Annotated in this window: 12 protein-coding genes; 9 read left to right on the top strand and 3 right to left on the bottom strand. The window is 67.0% G+C overall.

Annotated elements, in window-relative coordinates:
- Positions 1–5 precede the first annotated feature (5 nt).
- Positions 6–1,892 carry a CotH kinase family protein gene (locus tag OV287_RS46885; RefSeq protein WP_267540579.1) on the top strand — a complete coding sequence of 629 codons (1,887 nt, stop codon included), beginning with the start codon at positions 6–8 and terminating at the stop codon, positions 1,890–1,892.
- A gap of 186 nt (positions 1,893–2,078) precedes the next feature.
- Here the strand turns inward: OV287_RS46885 and OV287_RS46880 are convergent, their stop codons facing one another.
- Together OV287_RS46880 and OV287_RS46875 are read right to left on the bottom strand one after the other, a co-directional pair.
- Positions 2,079–2,891 (bottom strand): hypothetical protein, encoded by an 813-nt coding sequence (locus OV287_RS46880; protein WP_267540578.1) that lies wholly within the window; start codon positions 2,889–2,891, stop codon positions 2,079–2,081.
- On the bottom strand, positions 2,888–3,772 hold the full coding sequence (locus OV287_RS46875; protein WP_267540577.1) for a DUF2381 family protein: 885 nt from the start codon (positions 3,770–3,772) through the stop codon (positions 2,888–2,890). Before OV287_RS46875 ends, OV287_RS46880 begins: the two co-directional genes overlap by 4 nt.
- A 296-nt stretch (positions 3,773–4,068) precedes the next feature.
- Between OV287_RS46875 and OV287_RS46870 the strand changes: the two genes are divergently transcribed.
- The 8 genes from OV287_RS46870 to OV287_RS46835 all read left to right on the top strand — a co-directional run bounded on the left by OV287_RS46870 (position 4,069) and on the right by OV287_RS46835 (position 17,074).
- Positions 4,069–5,229, top strand: a complete 1,161-nt coding sequence (locus OV287_RS46870) for an LOG family protein (protein WP_267540576.1) — start codon at positions 4,069–4,071, stop codon at positions 5,227–5,229.
- 137 nt (positions 5,230–5,366) lie between these two features.
- Entirely contained in the window at positions 5,367–10,676 is a 5,310-nt protein-coding gene (locus OV287_RS46865) for a trifunctional serine/threonine-protein kinase/ATP-binding protein/sensor histidine kinase (protein ID WP_267540575.1), read from the top strand.
- A gap of 221 nt (positions 10,677–10,897) precedes the next feature.
- Positions 10,898–12,268, top strand: coding sequence for a phosphomannomutase/phosphoglucomutase (locus OV287_RS46860; protein ID WP_267540574.1), 1,371 nt, complete (start codon positions 10,898–10,900; stop codon positions 12,266–12,268).
- An 18-nt stretch (positions 12,269–12,286) separates the two neighbouring features.
- On the top strand, positions 12,287–12,841 hold the full coding sequence (locus tag OV287_RS46855; protein ID WP_267540573.1) for an NADPH-dependent FMN reductase: 555 nt from the start codon (positions 12,287–12,289) through the stop codon (positions 12,839–12,841).
- A 21-nt stretch (positions 12,842–12,862) separates the two neighbouring features.
- Positions 12,863–13,792: an ROK family protein gene (locus OV287_RS46850; protein ID WP_267540572.1), complete on the top strand. Its 930-nt coding sequence runs from the start codon at positions 12,863–12,865 to the stop codon at positions 13,790–13,792.
- Between the two features lie 54 nt (positions 13,793–13,846).
- On the top strand, positions 13,847–15,034 hold the full coding sequence (locus tag OV287_RS46845) for a BMP family lipoprotein (protein ID WP_267540571.1): 1,188 nt from the start codon (positions 13,847–13,849) through the stop codon (positions 15,032–15,034).
- 101 nt (positions 15,035–15,135) lie between these two features.
- Positions 15,136–15,972, top strand: coding sequence for a hypothetical protein (locus OV287_RS46840; protein ID WP_267540570.1), 837 nt, complete (start codon positions 15,136–15,138; stop codon positions 15,970–15,972).
- 13 nt (positions 15,973–15,985) lie between these two features.
- A complete protein-coding gene (locus tag OV287_RS46835; protein WP_267540569.1) occupies positions 15,986–17,074 on the top strand; it encodes a Gfo/Idh/MocA family protein in 1,089 nt (362 codons plus the stop codon).
- A gap of 15 nt (positions 17,075–17,089) precedes the next feature.
- Here OV287_RS46835 and OV287_RS46830 read toward each other — a convergent pair whose 3' ends face one another.
- The gene (locus OV287_RS46830; RefSeq protein WP_267540568.1) at positions 17,090–18,310 is read right to left on the bottom strand and encodes an OmpA family protein; all 1,221 of its coding nucleotides are present in this window, start codon (positions 18,308–18,310) and stop codon (positions 17,090–17,092) included.
- Positions 18,311–18,349 lie beyond the last annotated feature (39 nt).

Genomic DNA, 18,349 nt, shown 5'->3' with positions numbered 1-18,349 from the left:
GGAGCATGAGAATCGCGTTGCTCACCGGACTTCTCTTCGTGCTGGGTGCTTGTGGCTTGAGCGAGCCACCGCCTGATGCTCGCAGGGATCCCACGAACGTCATCGACTCCGGGCGGCCCGACGCCGGAACTTCTCCCGATGCTGGCACGCCAGACGCGGGCTCCCCCGATGCGGGCACTCCCGACGCCGGTTCGCCCGATGCTGGGACACCACCGGACGCAGGCATGCCTGACGGTGGCAGCCAGACAGGCACGAGACCCTCGCCCGCGAAGCCCCAGTGGCCAGCGCTGCAGAAGTCCATCTCCACCTATGAGCTGACGCTGACCCAGCGCGACTACCAGGCGCTCTATGACCACATCCCGGATCCTCCCTCCCAGAAGTTCCAGGTGGAGGGTCGCTTCACCCATGAGGGTCGTACATACCCGACGGTGCTGAGCTTCCGCGGACGTTCCACGAAGACGGATTCGCGCGTCGTGAAGAAGTCTTGGGACGTGCGCTTCGAGCTGAAGGAGGAGCGCTTCGAGGGGAAGAAGAACCTCGAGCTGCTGGCGACGTGGAAGGATGGCGGCTACCTCACCGAGAAGCTCTGGTACGACCTGGCCGCGAGCGTGGGCCTGCGCGTGCCGACGGCCCGCTATGTCCACGTGAAGCTCCACCTCATCCAGGACGACGGGAGCGTCATCACGAAATACGAGGGCGTCTTCACCGAGCTGGAGTCCATCAACAAGGACTTCCTCGAGGCCCACGATTTCGATGACGACGGGGACCTCTACCGCTGCGGCATGCACGACTGCGAGATGCGCCAGCCGCCTCAGGAGCAGTATCAGGAGCGCTGGGACAAGAAGACGAACGAGAAGGAGCCGTGGGACCGGCTGTGGAGCTTCCTCGAGGGCGTCAACCGCACGCCGCCGCACAGCTTCCCTGCCTTCCTCCAGGAGCGGCTGGAGCTGGAGGACTATCTCACGTGGCTGGCGTTGGAGACGTTCATCAACAACGACCTGCAGGGCGACTCGCGCAGCTATCTGATCTACGACCGCGAGACAGGGAAGTGGACGTATGTGCCGTGGGATCTCAACAACGCGCTGTCGCTCTACAACCGCACCAACCCGGTCATCCAGGGCGTGAAGGAGAAGCATCCGCTCTTCAGCTTCACGGCCTACGATCCTCATGTGTACGAGCTGGCCGAGTTCCGCCGCACCTTCCCAGACATGCAGGACATGAAACCCGGCTGGAGCACGCTCTCCACGCGCATCTATGACGATCCAGGACTACGGGCGCGGTACGTGGCTCGGCTGCGCAAGCTGCTCGACACGTGGTTCACCGAGGAGAACATCGGCCCGCGCGTGGATGCCATGCACAAGCTGCTCGCCCCGTTCATCATGCCTGGCGAGGACGGCAAGACGGTGGACCCGTACGTCAGCCCCGAGCACGTCGCGCGCAGCCCCGAGCACCTCCACCGCTTCGTGCGCGAGCGCCGCAAGTGGCTGCTGGAGCACATCCACAGCATCGAGTCGCTCGGGAGCGGGGAGCTCGTTATCGACCGGGTAGGCCGGGATGACTCGGGCGCCTTTTGGGTGCAGCTCTACAACCGAGGATTCGTGTCGGTGCCGGTGGGGAGCATGTACCTCTCGGGCTTCACCCGGGTGCCTGGCCAGTGGAAGCTGCCCGACCTGACCGTCGAGCCCGGACAGGTCGTCACGTTCCTCGCGGGGGCACCTGGAACGGCGCACCTGGGCGCGGCGCTCGACCCGCAGCGGCCCGAGGTATCCCTCTTCGCGGCGGACGGGAAGTCAGCCATCGACCTGCTCTGGCTGGCGCCGCTGAAGCCAGGCGAGGCCTACGGACGACAGCCTCGCGGCGCGGAGTCCTTCGGAAGCCAACCTGGGCCGTGAGGCCATCCGGGTGCTCCAAGGACAGCTTTCGCCGTGGCCTTCTCTGGCGGAGGGGTCATCATCCTCGCGCCAGTCCTCCTCGTCGCGTCCTCCGACGCTCTCCCGGCGCCTGGCAGCTTTCGGGCGTGGGCCTCGTCCGTTTGTTTGACGGCCGAGACCCGCTCCTCTTGGACTCACGCCTTCTTTTCAGAGTCTTGGCTTCTGTGATTCATCCTCAACGATCAGCACTTCGGCGGCGGACCAGACAGCCACGGTCCCAGGGGGCGGCTGCTTGACGCCCAGCATTCTCAAGGCCTCGGGTGGATTCTTCTCCAGGCCCAGCATCGAGAGCGAGCGCCGCTGCGCGATAACACCGCAGAATGGACCGATCATGCCTAGATCTCGCAGTTGGTGAAGGCGGATCTGGACGCGCTCCTCCTTGAACCGGGCCTCACCGTAGAGCAGCGCTGTCTCGGTGACGATCGTCTTCCCCTTGCATTCAGGTGGAACGACCCAATTCGGTGGATGATCGGTGCAGAGCGGGGAGTTGGCGATCTCGTACGGAACGTAGGCGTGGACAGGGCCCGTGACACGCACCTCGATGGGTCCCTCCTGGATGAGGGCCACATCGCCGACGCTTCCAGGCAAGCCCAGAACCTCCACGGAGAAATAGGAGTGCGGAGGGATACCCACACGCTTCGTTTCGGCGATGGCCTCTGCAGAGCACGCAGCCGTCCCATCCGGGAGCACGCGAACGCCCGAACAACCAGCAATCAGGCAGGCTCCAGTCATTGCTGCCAGGACTTTCGACGGCCCATCATTTCCATGGGGGCGGCGCGATTTGGGTTTCACCGATTCATTCATGACTCTTCCCTTCTGGTTCTCCCAGGAATTGGCTGTGTCCAACACACAGTCAGTGCTTGCTCGGGCGTGGGCCCGTGGCGGGTCGATCTTCCGATGCTCCTCCGTGCCTGTGGCCATGACGAGCGCAAAAACCACGTGGGCGAGCCGAGAGATCATGGAATCACCGTCACCAGCAAGTTGGGCAGGTCCGAACCGGGCTCGTCTACAGTGGCCAGGAGCTCGGAATCAGAAGGAGGGGTCTCATAGGCCAGGACAAGGCGGGACTTTTTTCCCGGGGGAATCACGGCGCGCTCGGATGCGCGAGAGATGATCCGCACCTTGCCGATTGCTGAGCCGACCAGGTTGATCCGTTCCAGATCGACCCGCCAGTTGGAATCCGAGCGATTCGTGATGCTCAAGGTGGCATACGAGATTCCCGCGTCATGAACGACCTCGACAAAAGAGATCGAGAGCCGATCGGTCTGCTTGAACGAGGAACCATTGCCCATGGCCCGGTTGATGACCGCCTCGGAGCCTCGCTCGGCGATGAGCCGGGTCTTGTCGGACACGAGCTCTCCCAATGACTGGGGGCGCAACAGCCGTTCTTGCGCCAGTCGAGCACTCTCCTCTGGGTTGATGGCTGAGCGCTCCCGGATGTTCAGTACAACGTCCCTGATGTTGGGGCGCGTGACGAGGCGCAAGGTGACGCGGGTCTCGTCCACCAGCGTGATGCGTACTTCCAATCCGGGACCCGTCACCACCGGGCGGCGAGCAGCTACCTGGAGACGATTCCCGCTCCTGTCTCCATCCCACCTGCCTGTATCTGGATTCACCAGCGCGTCAGCATCCGCTTCGACATTCTTGACCGAAGCCGGCAAGACCACAGCCGTGGTGGTGTAGGCGTCCTGCTCGACGAACACCCGGACGAACACATCGACGGCGCCTCCGTCAGGAGGCATCAAGACGGACCGGACCTGCGGCTCCGGCGCGCTCACTGCGGCAGTCGCCGGAGTTGCGGATAGGAGCGTTAACGTGAGCGACAGTGCGCTTGAGAGCATAGGTTGAAATCTCCAGCCCGAGGGTCTTGGCACAGAGCGGGAATCGAGCCTGCATTGGTTTACGTACGCGGTAGGACCTCGCTACCAACTTCTCTGGTAAGGCCACTCGCTCATACTCCATCGGGCTCCCGAAGCCCAGTGAAGGGCGCTGCTGAAGCCGGTCGAGGCCTACAGATGGCGGCCTCGCGGCGCGGAGTCCTTCGGAAGCCAACCCGGGCCGTGAGCACCCGAGGAGTCACCCCGGAGGCGAGGGTCTCCTGCTACCTTCGCGATCCCTTCGTCTTCCGGAGATCCTCGTGGTCGAGATTGAGAGCCTCGCGGCATTTGCGCAGCACCTGGCGAACGGCAAGAGCCTCGCCAACGTCATCTTTCAGGGAGTCGACCTGACGGCGCAGACCCGGGTGCTGCTGGATGCGGACCTCACGGGCACTGTCTTCCTGGGCTGCCAGCTCGAGACGCAGGCCCTGCAAGCCGTGCTCGCGCACGGGGCCATGGTCTTCCCGCCCTTCTCGGGGCTGCCCTACTCCCCGTATCGGGGCAGTCTCTACACCCCCGAGGAGCTGTACGCGGGCTTCGACCCTGCGCGCCCCGAGACCTACGCGGACACGCCCGACGCCCGCATCTACGCCCATTGGAACTCGCGCGGTGGAGCCAACTCGCCCTCCCTACTGGAGACGCTCGCACAGCGGCTTCACGACCATGCCATCACCGACGCCATGGAGGAGGTGCTCGCGCTGCAGAGCCAGGGCCGGCCGCGCAGGGCGGTGGCCATCATGGGCGGTCACTCCATGCTCAGGGGGCAGCCTGACTACCGCGCGGTGGCCGAGCTGGCCCGCGAGCTGGCCCGCCTGGGCTTCTTCCTGGTGAGCGGTGGTGGGCCGGGCGCCATGGAGGCCACGCACGTAGGCGCCTGGTTCGCAGGACGTACCGAGGCAGAGCTGTCCGCCGCTCTCGAGGTCCTCGCCAAGGCACCAAGCTACAAGGACCGTGAGTGGCTCTCGCGTGCCTTCGAGGTGCGTGCCACCTGGCCCCTCCGGGATGCGGACCGCGTGGTCAGCGAGAGCCTGGGCATCCCCACCTGGCACTACGGCCACGAGCCGCCCAATCCCTTCGCCACGCACATTGCCAAGTACTTCGCCAACAGCGTCCGCGAGGATGGCCTGCTCACCATCGCCAAGGGCGGCGTCATCTACTCCCCGGGAAGCGCCGGCACCATCCAGGAGGTCTTCCAGGACGCCTGCCAGAACCACTACAACACCGTGGGCGTGGTCAGTCCGATGATCTTCCTGGGCCAGGACTTCTGGACGCGCACGCGGCCCGTCTACCCTCTCCTGGAGCACCTCGCCCGCGGCCAGGACTACGCGCGCTACCTGCTGCTCACCGACTCCCGTGAGCACATCATCCGAGCCCTCGTGGACTTCGACCGCGAGCAGCAAGCACGAGCGCGCGTCCGCTAGAGGTTTACCCTTAGCCTCGCTCACACGATGTGCGGAGACGAGCCACACCCTGAGTAGTCCATCCCCGGCGCCGAGAGGATTTCGCTGGGGCTCCAGCTTTGGGGTACGGCGAGATGTTAGAAATCCGCCGTATCACCATGATGGACATTCCTGGGTACAAGCTCCTCGGGCTCTTTCAGATGACGAGCAGCAGCCTGCTGTTCCAGGCGCTGCGCGAGGCCGATCAGCTGCCCGTCATCGTCAAAACCCCGCGCAACGAGCGCCTCGGCCCGCGCGAGCGCGCGCGCTACCAGCGTGAGTACAGCGTGCTGCAGCACTTGCGAGGGACGCCCGGGGTGCTCTCCACTCGTGGCTGTGAAGTGCTGGGGGAGCGGCCCGTGCTGTTGCTGGATGACGTGGGAGGCAACGCCCTCACGGAGCAGCTGGGCCGGCCCCTCGAGCTCTCCGACTTCCTCTCCATCGCGATTCCCCTGGCCGCCACGTTGGCGGAAGTGCACCGCCGCGGCGTCATTCACAAGGACATCAAACCTGCCAACGTTCTCCTGTCGGTGGGAGGGCAGGTGTGGCTCATCGACTTCGGGCTTGCCTCCATGCGGCAGGTGGAGCGCGTGGAGAGCTCTCATCTCTCTCTCGTGGAGGGCACGCTGCCGTACATGTCCCCGGAGCAGTCGGGGCGGATCAACCGGGCGGTGGACTACCGCACCGACTTCTATTCGCTGGGGGTGACGTTCTACCAACTGCTCACGGGGCGCCTGCCCTTCCGGGGGAGGGATCCTCTGGAGTGGCTCCACGCGCACATCTCGCAGACGCCCGTGTCCCCAAGCGAGCTGCTGCCCTCGATTCCTCCCATGCTCTCGGCGGTGGTGCTCAAGCTGCTGGCCAAGGCCGCGGATGATCGCTACCAGAGCGCAGAGGGGCTGAAGGCAGATTTGGAGCGCTGTCAGGAGGCGTTGCTGCGGGGCGGACGGGAGGACTTCCCGCTGGGCCTCCAGGACTTCCCCGCCCGCTTCCAGCTTCCCCAGCACCTCTATGGACGGGAAGACGAGATTCAAGCGCTGCTGAAGGCCTTCGAGGACGTAGCGCAGAAGGGGCGGCCCGAGTGGGTGTTGGTGCGGGGCTACTCGGGCATCGGCAAGTCCTCCATTGTCCAAGAGCTGCACAAGCCTGTGCTGGAGCGCCGGGGCTTCTTCCTCAGCGGTAAGTTCAACCAGCTGCAGCGGGACGTTCCCTACGCCACGCTGGCCCAGGCCATTCGGGCGCAGGTGCAGCAGATGCTGGCGGGCAGTAATGAGGAGGTGGAGGCCTGGCGTCAGCGTCTGGAAGAGGCCTTCGAGGGCAATGGTCAGGTGCTGGTGGACCTGGTGCCCCAGCTGGAGAGGGTGGTGGGCGCGCAACCGCCCGCGCCGCAGCTTCCGCCCGCCGAGGCGCGCAACCGCTTCAACCTCCTCTTCCAGCGCTTCCTGGGAGTGTTTGCCTCCGCCGAGCGGCCGCTGGTGCTCTTCCTGGACGACTTGCAGTGGGCGGACTTCGCGAGCCTCACGCTGCTGAAGTACCTGTCCACCCATCCGGACACGCCGCCCCTGCTGTTGATGGGAGCGTACCGGGACAACGAGGTGAGCGCCTCGCATCCGCTGGCGCTGGTGCTGGAGGAGGCGCGCAAAGGGGGAGCCCGGCTCACGGAGATTCACCTGGGGCCGCTCGCGTCCACGCAGACGCGGCAGCTCGTGGCGGATGCCCTGCCGGGCGCGTCCGAGGCGCTTCTCGTGCCGCTGTCGGAGCTCCTCCAGACCAAGACAGGGGGCAATCCCTTCTTCCTCCTCCAGTTCCTGCAGTCGCTCTATCAGGATGGTCTGGTGGAGCGGGGGCCCAAGGGAGGATGGCTCTGGAACGCGGACGCCGTGCGGGCCATGGGCTACGCGGACAACGTGCTGGACTTCATGACCAGCCGGCTGCGCAAGCTACCCACCCAGGCTCTGAGGCTGCTGTGCCTGGCCTCGTGCGTGGGCAATACCTTCGCACTGGAGACCCTGGCCCTCCTCTCCCACCAGGAGTCCTCCGAGGTGGAGCTCGGCCTCGAGCCCGCCCTCCAGGAAGAACTGGTGGTGCAGTTCGGCTCTCAGCACTACCGCTTCCTGCACGACCGCATTCAACAGGCGGCCTATACCCTGTTGGCCGAGGTGGAGCGCAAGGCCATCCACCTGGAGATCGGCAGGCTGCTCTGGGCCAGTCTCTCGCCTGGGGAGCTGCGCGAGCGCCTCTTCGACGTGGTGGAGCAGCTCAACGCGGGCGTGGAGTTGCTGAGCGACACGGAGGAGCGCACCCGGTTGGCGCGGTTGAATGCCGAGGCGGGCTTCCGTGCTCAGTCTTCCACCGCGCACCGCTCGGCCATCGGGTATTTCTCCATGGCGCTGCGCCTGATGCCCGGGGACCTCTGGGTGACGGCACCCGAGCTCGCCTTCAAGCTGCGCCTGGGACAGGCCAACAGTGAGTTGATGAGCGGAAATGGCCCCGAGGCCCGCCGCATCGTCGAGGAGCTGCTCGCCCGAGAGCTGTCACACCAGGAGTTGGCGGCGGCCTACCGGCTCCAGAGCAGCATCTACCTCACCGCCAACCAGCCCCAGGCCGCCGCCGCCTGCCTGTTGGAATGTCTGGCGCGCTTCGGTGTGCACATCCCCGCCAGGCCCACCTGGGACGAGGTCACCGCCGCCAACAAGGAGCTGGAGTCACTCCTGGGCAATCGTCCCATCGAGAGCCTCGTCGAGCTGCCCTCCATGACGGACCCGGAGAAGAAGACGATCATGGGGCTGCTCGGGGCCCTGTTCGCGCCGGCCTTCTTCACCAGCGAGACGCTCCTGGCGTTGCACCTGTGCCACATGGTGTCGCTGACCCTGCGCTATGGAAGCACCCACGAGTCCGCGTCCGCCTATGTCTGGTATGGGTTTGTGACGAGCTGCCTCTTCAAGAACCCCCACCGGGGACACGCCTTCGGCAAGCTGGCGATGGAGTTCGTCGAGCGCAATGACATCTCCGCCTACCGGGCCCGGGTCCTCTTCACCCAGGGGCATGTGAGTCTCTGGGTGCGGCCCCTGCCCGAGGCGAAGGAGCTTTACCAGAAGGCCTTTCATCAAGCGCTCCTGTCGGGGGACCTGCAGATCGCCGGCTACTGCTGCATCTTCATCGTCTGGCTTCAGCTCTGCATGGGCGCTGAGCTGGCCGAGGTAGAGCGCGAGGCCGTCACGTATGCCGGGTTCGCGCTCAAGGCTGGCTTTCGGGACGCGGGGAATATCACCGGGCTCCTGCGGGCCTTCGCGCGGCAGATGCGGGGGCTCACCGTGTCGTTCGGCTCCCTGAACGGCGAGGGCTTCAGCGAGGAGGAGCTCGAGGGCCTTTTGAACAGCGCCATGGCCCCGTTGAAGTGCTCGTATGCCGTCATCAAGACCCGGTCCCGCTTCATGAGCAGCGCTTACGAGGAGGCGCGCCAGGCGGCGGACAAGGCACAGGGGCTGCTCTGGGCCGTGAGCGGTCGTATCCAGCTGCTGGAGCACCATCTCTACAGGGCCCTGGTCCTGGCGGCGTGCTGCCGGGAGGCCACGGAGTCTCTGCGGGAGCAGTACCTCAAGGACATCCAGCAGCACCGGCGGCAGTTGGAGGAGTGGGCCACGAGCTGTCCGGAGACGTTTCGCGCGGCCGAGAGGATGGTGGCGGCGGAGCTGCACCGGCTGCACGGCAGACTCGAGGCAGCCATCCGCGGGTATGAGGAGGCCATCGAGACCGCGCGTGAGCTGGGCCTCATCCAGAATGTCGCGGTGGCGAGCGAGCTGGCCGCGCGCTTCTGGAAGGAGCAGGGGGTACCCCTCATCGCCCTGGCCTATGCCCGCCAGGCGCGCGAGGCCTATCTCCAGTGGGGCGCTGAGGGAAAGGTCCGGCACCTGGAGGAGCAGTGGCCGAATATCTCCCACATGGTGCTGAGTGGCCAGGGCACCACCAGCTACGACACGGGCTCCAAGCTGTTGGACGCGCTCAGCCTCGTCAAGGCGCAGCAGGCCATCTCCAGCGAGATGGACCTGGAGCGGCTGGTGGGCACCCTCATGCGGGTGGCCATGGAGAACGCGGGGGCCCAGCGGGGCGCTCTCCTGCTGTTGCAGGGAGAGACGCTGACGGTGGCGGCGCTGGTGGAGTCCGCCGAGGATGAGGTGCGGGTGGTCTCTCCGGGGCACTCCGCCTGGCAGCCGCCGGGAGCGCTGATTGCCTATGTGCGGCGCACCGGCGAGCACGTGCTCATCGACGATACCTCCAGGCCTCACGCCTTCTCTTCCGGCTCGGCCGGTGCCGCCCGCCAGGCTGGCTCCGTGCTGTGTCTGCCATTGATGCGCAAGGAGGAGTTCTACGGCGTGTTGTACCTGGAGAACTCCCTCACCTCGGAGGCCTTCAACTCCGGTCGCATCATCCTGTTGCAGCACCTGGCCTCCCAGGCGGCCATCTCCATGGAGAACGCGAGGCTCTACTCCGAGGTGCGGCTGACCGAGAGCGCTCTGCGGCAGGCCAACGAGGAGCTGGAGTCTCGTGTAGAGGAGCGGACGCGCGAGCTGAGGCAGGCCCAGGCGAACCTGGTGGACACGGCGCGCATGGTGGGCAAGGCCGAGGTGGCCTCCAGCGTGTTGCATGACGTGGGCAACGCCCTGACCAGCCTTGTGGTGGACAGCGATGAGCTGCGCCGCACAGTGGCTGCCTCGCGCATGGGCCGTGTCGAGCAGGTGGTCAACCTCCTGGCGGAGCACCGCGACGACCTCGCGGGCTTCCTCACGAAAGACCCCCGCGGCAGCCAGCTCTTCGCCTACCTCTCCGGCCTCGCAAGTGAGCTGGCGCAGGAGCGGGTCTCCCTGCAGCAAGGCATGGAGGACCTCTCCAAGAATGTCGATCGGGTCCGCACCATCATCCAGATGCAGCAGGCCTACGCGAAGTCCACGCTGCTGGTGGAGGAGTGCGACCTGGCCGAGGTGCTGGAAGAAGCCCTGCGGCTGCAGGCCGGTGCTTTGCTGCAATGGAGCGTACAGGTGACGAAGAAGCTGGAGCCGCTGCCCAGGATGAAGGTGGACAGGCACCGGCTGCTGCAGATCCTCCTCAACCTCATCAGCAATGCCCGGCAGGCCTTGGAGCCGGTCATCCCAGGGCTGCGTCGGCTCCTGCTCCGGCTGTATGTGGAGGGGGAGTGGATCCACTTCCAGGTCGTGGACAATGGCAGGGGCATCGAGCCCGAGGTGCAAGGGCGGCTCTTCACCCAGGGCTTCACCACTCGCAAGGAAGGCCATGGCATCGGCCTGCACTCCAGTGCGCTCGCGGCACAGTTGATGGGTGGGAAGCTGACGCTGGAGAGTGCGGGGCCGGGACTGGGTGCCACTGCGACCTTCAGGCTTCCCGCTTCGAAGGCTGACACTCAGGTCGCGTAGGGGGACGGCGCACCGCTCCAGAAGGAGCTTCCGCCTGGCGGGCCGGGCCTCTCGTGCCCGGTCTACCAGGAGTCACGGGAGGTTACACTGCCTGTGTACCCGACAGCGTGATTTCCAACGGTTGACGGGACTCCGCTTCGGTACCCCCCCGCCCCGGGCTTGTGTATACAGTGCGCCGCCTTCGACTCAGCCCCCCTTCGAGGGCTTCAGGAAACAGCCTCATGAACGCGCATATCTTCCGCGAGTACGACATCCGTGGCCTGGTGGATAAGGACCTCACCGTCGAGGTGGTGGAACTGCTGGGCAAGGGACTCGGCACCGTGGTGCGGCGCAAGGGTGGACGCTCCATCGTGGTCGGCCGCGACTGCCGCGAGTCCTCCACGCGCTTCCGCGACGCCCTCTGCCGTGGTCTCACCTCTACCGGGTTGAACGTGCTCGACGTGGGCGTGGTGCCCACCCCGTTGACCTACTTCGCCGCCAACACCCTGCCGGTGGATGGCCTGGCGATGATTACCGGCAGCCACAACCCGCCCGAGTACAACGGCTTCAAGATTGGCGCGGGCAAGACGACCTTCCACGGCCCGGAGATTCAGGCGCTGCGCAAGCTCATCGAGGCGCGCGACTTCGAGACGGCCGCCACGCCGGGCACCGTCAGCCCGTTCGACATCCACACGCCCTACTACCACTTCGTCCGTCAGACGGTGAAGGTGGGCCGCAAGGGGATGAAGATCGTCATCGACGCGGGCAACGGCACCGGCGGCGCGGTGGGCGTGCCGCTCTTCGAGAGCATGGGCTTCGAGGTGGTGCCGCTCTTCTGCGACATGGACGCCACCTTCCCCAACCACCACCCGGACCCCACGGTGGTGGAGAACATGCAGGACCTCATCGCGGCGGTGAAGCGCGAGAAGGCCGAGGTGGGCATCGCCTATGACGGCGACAGCGACCGCATCGGCGTGGTGGATGACCAGGGCAACATCCTCTGGGGCGATCAGATCATGATCCTCTTCAGCCGCTACGTGTTGAAGGAGAGCCCGGGCGCGGCCATCGTCGGCGAGGTGAAGTGCTCCTACACCCTGTACGACGACATCGCGAAGCACGGCGGCAAGCCGGTGATGTGGAAGGCGGGCCACTCGCTCATCAAGGCGAAGATGAAGGAGGAGCAGGCGGAGCTGGCCGGCGAGATGAGCGGCCACATCTTCTTCAAGAACCGCTACTTCGGCTTCGACGACGCCATCTACTCCTCGGCGCGCCTGCTGGAGATTCTCACGCACGAGAAGGCGAAGCTGTCCGAGCTGCTCGCGGACGTGCCCAAGACGTTCGCCTCGCCCGAGCTGCGCGTGGACACGGTGGAGGAGAAGAAGTTCGAGCTCGTCAAGCGCGCCACCGAGACGCTGCGCAAGGCGGGCCACTCGCTGGTGGACGTGGACGGAGTGCGGGTGACCTTCCCGGACGGGTGGGGCCTCATCCGCGCCTCCAACACCCAGCCCATCCTCGTGTTGCGCTTCGAGGCGAAGACAGCCGAGCGGCTGGAGGAGATCCGCCAGCTCATCGAGGGCACGGTGGAGAAGATGAAGCGCGAGGTTGGCGGCTGAGCTAGAGAAGGGGCCTCAATGGGAACTCCTCACATCCTGGCCCTGTGCGGCAGCGTGCGCGCGGGGGGGTTCAACAAGAAGCTGCTGGACCTCGCCGTGGCGGAAGCCCGAGCGCAGGGCGCCGAGGTCGATGTCGTGGACCCGCAGGTGCTCGCGCAGCTGCCCATCTATGACCAGGATGTGGAGGTCAAGGGCTGGCCCCCGCTGGTGAAGGAGCTGAGGGAGCGGCTGGCCCGCGCCAACGGGCTGCTCATCGCCAGCCCCGAGTACAACTCCTCCATTCCGGGCGGGCTGAAGAACGCCCTGGACTGGGTGTCGCGAGGGCCCGAGCGCCTCTTCCCGGAGAAGTGGGCGGCGCTGATGGGGGCCTCGCCGGGCTTTTTCGGCACCGCGCGCATGCAGCCGCACCTGCGGCAGGTGTTGTCCTCCACGGGCGCGCACGTGTTGCCCTCCCAGGTGCACCTGCCCCGGGCGGCGGAAGCCTTCAACACGGACGGGAGCTTCAAGGACGAGGCTCGGCGCAAGGAAGTGGCGGCGCTCGTCTCGTCTCTCGTTTCCAAGCTCAAGGGCTGATTGCCCAACCGGAGGACACGGATGCCCACGCTGGGAATTGACCTGGGCGGCACGTTCGCCCGCGCGGCGGTGGTGGATGCGCAGGGCCACATCATTGCCTCCGCCAAGATGGCGCTCGGCGAGCGCAGCCCATCGGCGGTGGTGGAGTCCATCGCTCACGCGGCCAAGGCGGCGGTGGATGCCGCGGGCACAGACGTGAAGGGCTGCGGCGTGGGCGCGGCTGGGCAGATCCACGGAGAGTCGGGGGTGTTGGCGGTGGCGCCCAACCTCGGCTGGCGCAACGTGCCGCTGGGGGAGATGCTCCGCACGCGGCTGGGTTACCCCGTCCGGGTGGTGAATGATTTGTCGGCCGCCGCATGGGGTGAGCTCAACGCCGGAGCGGGGCGTGGGGCGCACGACATGTACACGGTGTTCGTGGGCTCGGGCGTGGGCAGCGCCATCATCGCCGGTGGCAGACTGGTGCACGGCGGTGGCGGCGTGGCTGGCGAGCTGGGTCACATCAAAGTGGTGCCCAACGGGCGCCGGTGCGGCTGCGGTGAGCTGGGGTGCCTGGAGGCCTACGCGGGCGGCCACAACCTCATTGCGCAGACGCGCGAGCTGTTGGCCACTGGGCGCTCGCACGTGCTGATGGAGCTGACGGGTGGAGACCCGGCCCGGGTGACGCCGGTGACGCTGGAGCAGGCGGCGGATGCGGGCGACACGGAGGCGCGTGAAATCTACGAGCGGGCCAGCCTCATGCTGGCCATCGCCGTGGCCAACCAGGTGACGGTGCTCAACCCGGCGCGGCTCATTCTGGGCGGCGGCGTGCTGACGCACTGCCCGGGTATCCGGCGGCGCCTGGTGGAGGGGGTGCAGGCGTTTGCCTCCACCACCTCGCGCGAGGGGCTGCTCATCTCCGATGCCGAGCTGGGTGACGACAGCGGGCTGATCGGCGCGGCCCTCCTGGCCTGACTCCTCCTGGGCCCGGCTTGAAGGGGAGGGCGCGGCTCTGCTAAGCGCCGCGCCATGGCCAATTTCCGTCCCTTCCTGCGACTGTCCCTGCTGTCTGCCCTGGTGCTCGTGTCCGCCTGCAAGAAGCAGGAGGAGACGAAGCCGGGGGCCACCCCCGCGCCTACCTCCGCCGCTCCGAAGGAGAAGGCGCTGAAGGTCGGCCTGGTGACGGACGTGGGAGGTCGCGGTGACCACTCCTTCAACGACTCGGCGCTGCGCGGCCTGGAGCTGTGGGGCGCGGGCAAGAAGATGGAGGGCGGCAGCTACAAGGACGCCACCCCGGAGGAGCTGAAGGAGACGCTTCAGCAGGACCTGTCCACGCGCAACATCACCCCGGTGAATGTCACCCCGGTGGTGCTGCAGAGCAAGGTGCCCGAGGACTATGAGCCCAACCTGCAGCTTCTGGTGGACCAGGGCGTGTCCCTGGCCATCGGCGTGGGCTTCATGCTCGAGAACGCCGTGGAGACGGTGGCCAAGCGCAACCCGGACGCGAAGTTCCTGCTCATCGACAGCCCGGTGGTGTCTGCTGACGGCAAGCCCTACACGCTGCCCAACGTGCGCACGGTGATGTACCGCGAGGAGCAGGGCAGCTTCCTGGTGGGCGCGCTGGCGGGCCTGGCTTCCAAGAACAACAAGGTGGGCTTCGTGGGGGGCGTTGAGGTGCCCCTCATCAAGAAGTTCGAGGCGGGCTTCCGCGCGGGCGTGGCCGCCACCAATCCCAAGGCCACCGTGCTGGTGAACTACACGGGGAGCTTCGACAACGTGTCCGCTGGCAAGCAGGTGGGCCAGGACCTGGTGAACAAGGGCGCGGACATCATCTACCACGCGGCTGGCTCGGACGGTCTGGGCGTCATCCAGGCGGTGAAGGAGGCGCGCGCCGCCAACAAGCCGGTGTTCGTCATCGGCGTGGACTCGGACCAGTCGCACCTGGCCCCGGAGGCGGTGCTGACCTCGATGCTCAAGCGCGTGGACCTGGGCGTCTACGAGGCCGTGCGTGACCTGTCCCAGGGCAAGCTCGAGGGCGGTGACGTGATGCTGGGCCTCAAGGAGGGTGGTGTCACCTACGCTCCCGTGCGCGTGGAGTTCCCGGGCAAGGCGGAGGCCCTCCAGAAGGTCGAGGAGCTGCGCGCCAAGATTGTCTCCGGTGAGATCCAGGTGCCCACCAGCCCGTCGCAGCTGCCGGCCGCTCCGGTCAAGCCGTAACGCAAAGCGGGCGGGAAGTGTCAGGCCCCGTTGCCTCCGAGGCGGCGGGGTCTTTTCATTTCCGGAGAAAACCCTCAGCTTCCAGAGGGATGAGCCAGACCGTGTCCCTCCGGAAGAGACTGGGGGCCTTCGCCGTCGGAGCTGCCCTCGTCCTGCTGCCCACCGGGGCGCTCGCCCAGGCCAGCGGCGCGCCTGCAGCGGCCCCCTCCGCTGGACAAGAGTCGTCTGAGGATGAGTCATACTTCCTGCCCATCACCCAGCGTCGGTTCACGCTGCCGTCCCGCATCATCCTGCCGTACGCGGTGCTTCTCGACATCCCGCCCGCCTCTTCCGACGCCAGCAACTTCCTGGCATTGAACCTCGGCACGCTGTTCGGTTTCGCGGACCGGTGGATGGTGGACGCCACCTTCGCGCCGCTCGTGCTGTCCGAGTCCTTCCGGTACGGCAACCCGGAGCTTGGGTTTGCGTATCAGGTGGTTGATTCCCGCCCGTTCGAGCTGGGTGTGACGGCTCGCGCCTTCTTCTCTTCCACGGGAGTCGTCTTCAGCGGCGTCGAGACGGGAGCCTTGGTGCTGCTCCGCTCTGGCCGGGTCCGGCTCGACGTGGGGGCCTTCCTGCCCATCAGCACCTCTGGCCAGCCCGTGGGGGTGTTGCGTGCCTCCCGGGTAGGGCTCCGGGTTCCTGTGTCCGTGCTCCTTCAGCTCAACGAGCACTTCCATGTGGCGCTGCGCTCAGGTGCAAGCTTCGGAGATCTCGGCACGGTCGGTGATACGTTTGCGCTCCCGCTGGGTGTCACCGCGGGCTTCAGCACCAACGTCCATGGTTTCTGGATCGACGTGCTGCCGTTCTTCTCCTTCCCTGCCTTCTATGGCAGGGAAGGGGTGAATACCCGGGTAATGTCTTTCGGACTCAGTACCGGATTCTCCAAGAAGCTGTAGCTCAGGGGCGCGCATGAGCCGGGAAGTGCGTATCGGAGTCGGCATCATTGGCGCGGGTTTCGCCCGCTCGACCCAGGTGCCTGCGTTCCGGGCGTGTCCGGGCGTGGACGTCCTCTGCATCGCCAGCGCGCACCGGGAGAAGGCTGCCGTGGTCGCCAGTGAGCTCGGTATTCCCCACGCCACCGATGACTGGCGCGACGTGCTGGCTCACCCGGGTGTGGACCTGGTGTGTATCTCCACGCCGCCCGCCCTGCACAAGCAGATGGCCCTCGAGGCGCTCGCGGCGGGCAAGGCGGTGCTGTGCGAGAAGCCCACGGCCCTCGATGCCACCGAGGCCGAGGCCATGTTCCTGGAGGCCCGTGCACGGGGAGGGCTTGCGCTGCTCGACCACGAGCTGCGCTTCCTGCCCGCGCGCCAGCGGGCTCGGGCGCTCATCCTGGGGGGCGCGCTCGGGGCCGTGCGGCATGCCCGCGTGGTGTACCGAAGTGACAACCGTGCCTCTGCCTCGCGGGCCTGGGATTGGTGGTCCGATGCTGCGCAGGGTGGGGGAGTGCTGGGCGCCCTCGGCTCGCACGCGGTGGATGCCTTGCGGCACCTGCTCTGGCGCGAGCCCTCGGAGGTTCTAGGGGCGTTGAAGGCTCACACGGTGGAGCGGGTGGAGCCGGGCAGTGGGAATGCGCGGCCCGTGACGGCGGACGAGGAGGCGTCCGTGTTGCTGCGCTTCGGGTCGGATGTCACCGCCACGGTGGAGCTGTCGTCGATGGAGGCGGGCGAGCCCGTGCACATGGTGGAGGTGTTCGGCGCCTATGGCGCGCTGCGCATCGAGCGCCATCGGCTCTGGCACTCGGCGGTGGGCTCGCGGGTCTGGGAGCCCGTGGAGCTGCCCGCGTTGGCGCCGCTCCCGCCCGGACTGCCGGACAACGAGTGGGCCCGCGGCTTCCTGCTCTTCGCCCGGGAGGTGGTGCGGGCCATGCAGGAGGGCATGAGGCTCGTGGAGGGCGCGGCCACCTTCGAGGACGGGTGGCGCAATCAGCGCGTGCTGGATGCGGCACGGCGCTCCCATGAGGAGCGCCGCTGGGTCGAGCTGCCTCCGCCGGTCTAGCCCTTCACCTTGGGGCTATGGGCCCGGAGAGGGCTGCGGAATCTGTCCCGGCTGCGGGGACTCGGGCACGTTCGCGCCCCCCGTGTCACCACCCTGTTGCTGTTGCTGCGGCTGTTGCTGCTCCTCCTGCTCCTGCTCCTGCTGCTGCTCACCGGCGCCGCCGATACCACGCTCGATGACGATCTCCACCCGACGGTTGTTCGCGCGGCCCTCGGGGTTCTTGTTGGAGGCGATGGGTTGCTCCTCGCCCCGTCCCTCGGCCCGGATGCGCTCGCTGTCCACGCCGCGCTCCACGAGGTAGTCCCGCACCGCTCCGGCACGCTCGTAGGAGAGCTCCTCGTTCAGCTCCGTGGGGCCCTGGCTGTCGGTGTGGCCCTCAATGACGAGCGGGCTCTGCGTCTTGTTCAGGGCCGCGGCCACCTCGTCGAGCCTGCGCTTGGCCGTCGGCAGCAGGTCCGCGCTCCCCGAGCGGAAGAGCACGCTGCCGGAGAGCGTGAGCACCAACCCTCGCGCCTCCTCCTTCACCTGGACCTGCCGGATGTTGCGCAGCTCACTGGCCACCTGAGCTTGGGCACGAGCCTCGGCTTCAGCCTGGGCCGCGCGCTGCTCTGCCTGGAGGCGCGCCTGGCGCTCCTGCTCGAGCTGGGCGTTGAGCTGGTCCATCTTTGCCTGGGCCTCATCGAGCCGGGCCTGGCGCTCCTGCTCCTCGCGTCGAGCCTGCTCCAGCTTCTGCTGTTCGGCCAGTTGCGCAGCCTCCTGCTGCTGCTGCTCGGCCGCCTGTTGCTGCTGTTGCTGGAGCTGCGCCTGCCGCTGCTCCGCCTCCGCGCGAAGGCGCTGGGCCTCGGCGAGCTCGGCGCGCGCCTTGTCCAGCTCCTGCCGCGTCCGCATGGCGTCGGAGCTCTGGGCCATGGCGAGCTGTTGCTCCGCCGCCGCCCGTTCCTGCTCAGCCACGATGGCCCGGGCAAGCGACTCGGCGATTTGCGCCTTGCGCAACGCCACGTATGACAACGTGCGCGTGCGCTCCGAGTCCCGCTCCCTCTCGAAGGAGCGGTTGGCCTCGTTGAGGGCCTCGCGCGCCTCGACCAGGGCCTCCGGGCTGTACTGGGCCGCCGGCCCGGTGGAGGCCTGTTGATAGGCATAGCGTGCATCCAGCAGCTCTCGCGGCGTGCTGGCCGCACACCCCGCGAACACGGCGGCTCCCAGCACGCCCCACGTCAGAAGCTTCCATCCCCGCATGACCTTCTCCTCCGGCTATCGAGTCCTCGATGCGCCGTT

The organism is Archangium lansingense, assembly GCF_026626635.1.
Classification (GTDB): domain Bacteria; phylum Myxococcota; class Myxococcia; order Myxococcales; family Myxococcaceae; genus Archangium; species Archangium lansingense.
The sequence above is the reverse complement of the archived record's forward strand: the minus strand, read 5'-3'. Positions and strand labels throughout refer to the sequence as shown.